A 4,688-nucleotide genomic window follows, 5' to 3' on the forward strand; every position below is an offset into this window, starting at 1 on the left:
CCACACCCTCGTCGGTGCGGGTGCCGCCGAGGGCGCGATCGATGCGGCGAGCATCCTCAAGCCGCTCCTGGCGCGCGGTGAGCTGCAGACGATCGGTGCGACCACGCTCGACGAGTACCGCAAGCACTTCGAGAAGGATGCCGCTCTCGAGCGTCGCTTCCAGCCCGTTCAGGTGCAGGAGCCGTCGCTGCCGCACGCGATCAACATCCTCAAGGGGCTTCGCGACAAGTACGAGGCGTTCCACAAGGTCTCGATCACCGACGGCGCGATCGTCTCGGCCGTCAACCTCGCCGACCGCTACGTCCAGGACCGCTTCCTGCCCGACAAGGCCATCGACCTGATCGACGAGGCCGGCGCCCGCCTGCGCCTGTCGATCCTGTCGGCCCCGCCGGAGCTGCGCGAGTTCGACGAGCGCATCGCCGGAGTCCGCGCCCAGAAGGAAGCCGCGATCGAGGACCAGGACTTCGAGAAGGCCGCGAGCCTCCGCGACGAGGAGAAGAAGCTCCTCGGCGAGCGTCTCCGCCTCGAGAAGCAGTGGCGCTCGGGTGAGGCCGGCGTCGGCGGAACCGTCGACGAGGGCGTCATCGCCGAGGTGCTCGCGCAGGCCACGGGCATCCCCGTCTTCAAGCTCACGGAGGAGGAGTCGAGCCGCCTCATCTTCATGGAGAAGGCCCTGCACCAGCGGGTCATCGGCCAGGAGGAGGCCATCTCGGTCCTCGCCAAGACGATCCGCCGCACGCGCGCGGGCCTGAAGGACCCGAAGCGTCCCTCGGGCTCGTTCATCTTCGCCGGCCCCACGGGCGTCGGGAAGACAGAGCTCGCGAAGGCGCTCGCGGAGTTCCTCTTCGACGACGAGGGTGCGCTCATCGCGCTCGACATGTCGGAGTACGGCGAGAAGCACACCGTCTCGCGCCTGTTCGGCGCCCCTCCCGGATTCGTCGGATTCGAGGAGGGCGGCCAGCTCACCGAGAAGGTGCGCCGCAAGCCGTTCAGCGTCGTGCTCTTCGATGAGATCGAGAAGGCGCACCCGGACATCTTCAACTCGCTGCTGCAGGTGCTCGAGGAGGGTCGTCTGACCGACGGTCAGGGCCGCGTCGTCGACTTCAAGAACACGGTCATCATCATGACGACCAACCTCGGCACGAAGGACATCACGGGAGGCCCCGTCGGCTTCACGCTCGAGGGCAACACCGCCGCCGACTACAGCGCCATGCGCGGCAAGGTCGTCGAGGAGCTCAAGAAGCACTTCAAGCCCGAGTTCCTGAACCGCGTCGACGAGACCATCGTGTTCCCGCAGCTCAGCCAGGAGGAGCTCCTGCAGATCGTCGACCTGTTCATCAAGCGTCTCCGCGACCGCATGATGGACCGCGATCTGACGATCAACGTCAGCGAGTCGGCAAAGGCCCAGCTCATCAAGCTCGGCTGGGATCCGTCGCTCGGCGCTCGCCCGCTGCGCCGCGCGGTGCAGCACGAGATCGAGGACCGCCTGTCGGAGGAGATCCTGCACGGTCGCCTCAACGGCGGCGACCACGTCGAGGTCGACTTCGTCGACGGCGCGTTCACCTTCGTCACCACGCAGAAGGAGCTCGCGGCGGTCGAGGCCGGCCCGTCCGTCGCCGGCGAGCTGCCGCCCGTCGAGTAGCCGCGCACCGAGTAGCCGCGCACCGCACGACCGACGCCCCGCCCCGGAGATCCGGGAGCGGGGCGTCGTCGTGTGCGCGCCGAGGGCGGGGGTGCGGATGCTCGCCCGCGCGTACCGCCGAGAGGTCGCCTTCGGATGCACCCTGCGCCGCGAACTCGCTGACGAGTCGCCCCGTGCGGACTGCGCGCCAGCCGCGAGCCGGCCGCGGGCTCGCCGCGGGAAGCCTGGGGCGTCTTGCCCCGCCAGCACGCTCCGGACGACCCTCATTCGGGGGGCATCTCCGCCTTCTGCACACCGATCCCCGCCGCGCCCCCGCGGCTCACGAACTGGAGAACCTCGATGAAGAAGCGTCTCGCCCTCGCCGGTCTCGCCTCGCTCGCGCTCGCCGCGAGCACCGCCGTCCCTGCGGCCGCCGCCGGCCACGAAGGCCCCACGATCACCGACATCGCCGTCGCGGCGTCGGGCACCCCCAACGAGTTCGACATGAACGGCGGCGACTACGACATCCTCGTCGCGGCGCTCGTCGCGACCGACCTCGCCGGAGCCACTGCCAACCCCGACGCCGACCTCACGGTCTTCGCCCCGAACGATGAGGCCTTCATGCGCCTCGTCGCCGACCTGAGCGACGGCGTGCGCCCCGCGACCGAGCAGGACGCCTTCATGGCTGCGGCTGGTCTCCCGAACCTCGTCGACGTGCTGCTGTACCACGTGTCCGCCGGCGAGAAGTCGCGCACTCAGGTCGTGAAGGCCGGCAGCGTGATGACGCTGAACGGCGCGAGCTTCGGCGTCCAGGGCGTCAACCTCCGCGACGGCGCCCCCCTCGCCGACCCGAAGATCCTTCCCGAGTTCTCGAACATCCACGCCTCCAACGGTGTGATCCACACGATCGACCGGGTTCTCGTCCCCGGGTCCTGATCACCTCTCCGCGCCCCGTCACGTCTGCGCGAGCAGGAGCCCCGGCCGTTCGGGTGGCCGGGGCTTCGTGCTGTCCGGGATCGGTGAGCCGAGCATCCGCCGCCGCCTCTAGGCTGATCGCGTGACCACTCCCGCGTTCCGCGTGCGCCCCGCCCGCACCTCCGACGTGCGCGCCATCACGCAGCTCGTCGAGCCGCTCGTGCAGAAGCGCATCCTGCTCGGCAAGGAGCTCGTGGTGCTCTTCGAGTCGGTGCAGGAGTTCGTGGTCGCCGTCGACGACGGCGGCGAGGTCATCGGCTGCGGCGCGCTGCACGTCATCTGGGAGGACCTCGGCGAGGTGCGCACCCTCGCCGTCGCCGAGTCGTGGCTGGGCAGGGGGGTCGGCCACGCGATCCTGACCGCTCTCGAGGATGCCGCTCTCGCGCTCGGGGTCGCGCGACTGTTCTGCCTGACCTTCGAGGTCGACTTCTTCGCGAAGCACGGCTTCGTGCCGATGGGCGAGCAGCTGCTCGTCGACCCTGAGGTGTACAGCGAGCTGCTGCGCTCGCCGGATGAGGGCGTGGCCGAGTTCCTCGACCTCTCGCGCGTCAAGCCGAACACGCTCGGCAACACGCGCATGCTCAAGCAGCTGCACTAGGACCGTCGGCGCTGGCCGACGGCATCCGCCCCTTCGTCGCCGGGCGATCTGCGCACACGCCGCCCGCCCGTCCCGGAATCCCGCCCGCCGCGACGTACCCTGACCCCATGCAGAGCCTGCGTCAACCCGTGGGGCCGCTGCCGCCCCAGGTCTACTGGCGCCGCCGCCTGGTCGTCGGCATCGGCCTGCTCGCCGTGATCCTCATCGTCGTGCTGATCCTCGTGCGCCCGGGAGCCGAGCAGGCGGGCGCGAGCAACCCCGACGCGAACCCCGCCGCGAGCGACGCCCCGGCCGACGAGCCGAGCGCGGAGGAGCCCGCCGAGCCCGTCGACCCGGCGAACCCGAACGCGTGCACCCCCGACCAGGTGCAGGTCGCAGCGGTCACCGACGCCGACTCGTACCCCGCCGAGGTGCAGCCGCTGCTGTCGCTCACCCTGACCAACACGGGCTCGAGCCCGTGCATCGCGACCGTGGGCACCGACGTGCAGGAGTACGTCATCACCTCCGGCTCCGACCGCATCTGGTCGTCGAAGGACTGCCAGCAGAACCCCGCGCCCGCCGAGGTCACCCTCGAGCCGGGCACGCCGCTGTCGACGACACCATTCTCGTGGCAGCGCGTGCGCTCCGAGCCGGGTGGCGCGTGCGAGGGCGAGCGCACGGCCGCGATCGGCGGCGGCGCGACCTACCGGCTGACGGTCACGATCGGTGCGTTCACCTCCGAGGCGAAGCCCTTCATCCTCCAGTAGCGCCGCGTAGGCTGGTTCGGATGCCGAAGAAGAAGCGCCCCACCCGCCCCGGCGGCACCCCGCGCCGCATGCCCGGAGCCGCGAGCCCCCTGCCCGAGTCGGCCCTCCCGGTCGAGCAGCGCCTCGCCGCCGCCCTCGAGAGGCAGGATGCCGCGGCCGTCGCCTTCGCGCTGCGCAACGACCACGTGATCGTGCCCCTCCTGCCCGTCGACGGTCCGTCGCAGGTGCGAGTGTTCCGCCGCGGCGAGGCGGACAAGTACATGCTGCTGCTGTTCTCGAGCCCGGAGACGTACGTCGCGATGCTGCCGAACGAGACCGACCTGCGCGTGCTCGCGTACGACGGGGCGACCCTCGCCGACTTCCTCGAGCAGAACATGGGCGTGCTGGAGGCGGTGTGGTTCGACGTCGCCGGCCCGCACGCGATGCAGGCCGAGCCCCAGACGGTGCTCGACGCGCTTCGGCTCGAGGCCCCGGCCGAGTAGTCCCGCCCGCCGCGGGCGGCTGCCCGCCCGGCGCGCGCCGCAGCGGTTGAGCCCGAAAGTCACGAGTGGGGCTGAATGTTCGGGCTCAGATGCGACTTTCGGGCCCGACGGCAAGAGCCCTCCAGCGAGAGCACGCGATTCTGGCGAGAGCACGCGAAGTTTCGACGGATCTCGCCAGGGATGCGTGATCTCGCGAAGGGCCAGCCCTAGAACTCGGGGATGTCGATCTTCTCGTCGCTCGCGCTCGCGAATGCGAGCCGCACGGC

At 70.6% G+C, this 4,688-nt stretch carries 5 protein-coding genes; all 5 read left to right on the plus strand.

Annotated elements, in window-relative coordinates; all coding sequences use genetic code 11:
* The coding region (locus Q7T15_RS06925) for an ATP-dependent Clp protease ATP-binding subunit (RefSeq protein ID WP_304694645.1) at positions 1 to 1,642 on the plus strand (1,642 nt) is incomplete at its 5' end.
* Between the two features lie 339 nt (positions 1,643 to 1,981).
* Entirely contained in the window at positions 1,982 to 2,557 is a 576-nt protein-coding gene (locus tag Q7T15_RS06930; protein ID WP_304694647.1) for a fasciclin domain-containing protein, read from the plus strand.
* 121 nt (positions 2,558 to 2,678) lie between these two features.
* Positions 2,679 to 3,194: an amino-acid N-acetyltransferase gene (locus Q7T15_RS06935; protein WP_304694649.1), complete on the plus strand. Its 516-nt coding sequence runs from the start codon at positions 2,679 to 2,681 to the stop codon at positions 3,192 to 3,194.
* Positions 3,195 to 3,301: 107 nt separating this feature from the next.
* Complete coding sequence (locus Q7T15_RS06940; RefSeq protein WP_304694651.1) at positions 3,302 to 3,940, plus strand: hypothetical protein; 639 nt, start codon at positions 3,302 to 3,304, stop codon at positions 3,938 to 3,940.
* A gap of 20 nt (positions 3,941 to 3,960) precedes the next feature.
* On the plus strand, positions 3,961 to 4,422 hold the full coding sequence (locus Q7T15_RS06945) for a dehydrogenase (RefSeq protein WP_304694653.1): 462 nt from the start codon (positions 3,961 to 3,963) through the stop codon (positions 4,420 to 4,422).
* The last annotated feature ends 266 nt before the right edge of the window (positions 4,423 to 4,688 follow it).

The organism is Microcella sp., from assembly GCF_030645145.1.
In the GTDB taxonomy this organism is placed as follows: Bacteria; Actinomycetota; Actinomycetes; order Actinomycetales; family Microbacteriaceae; genus Microcella.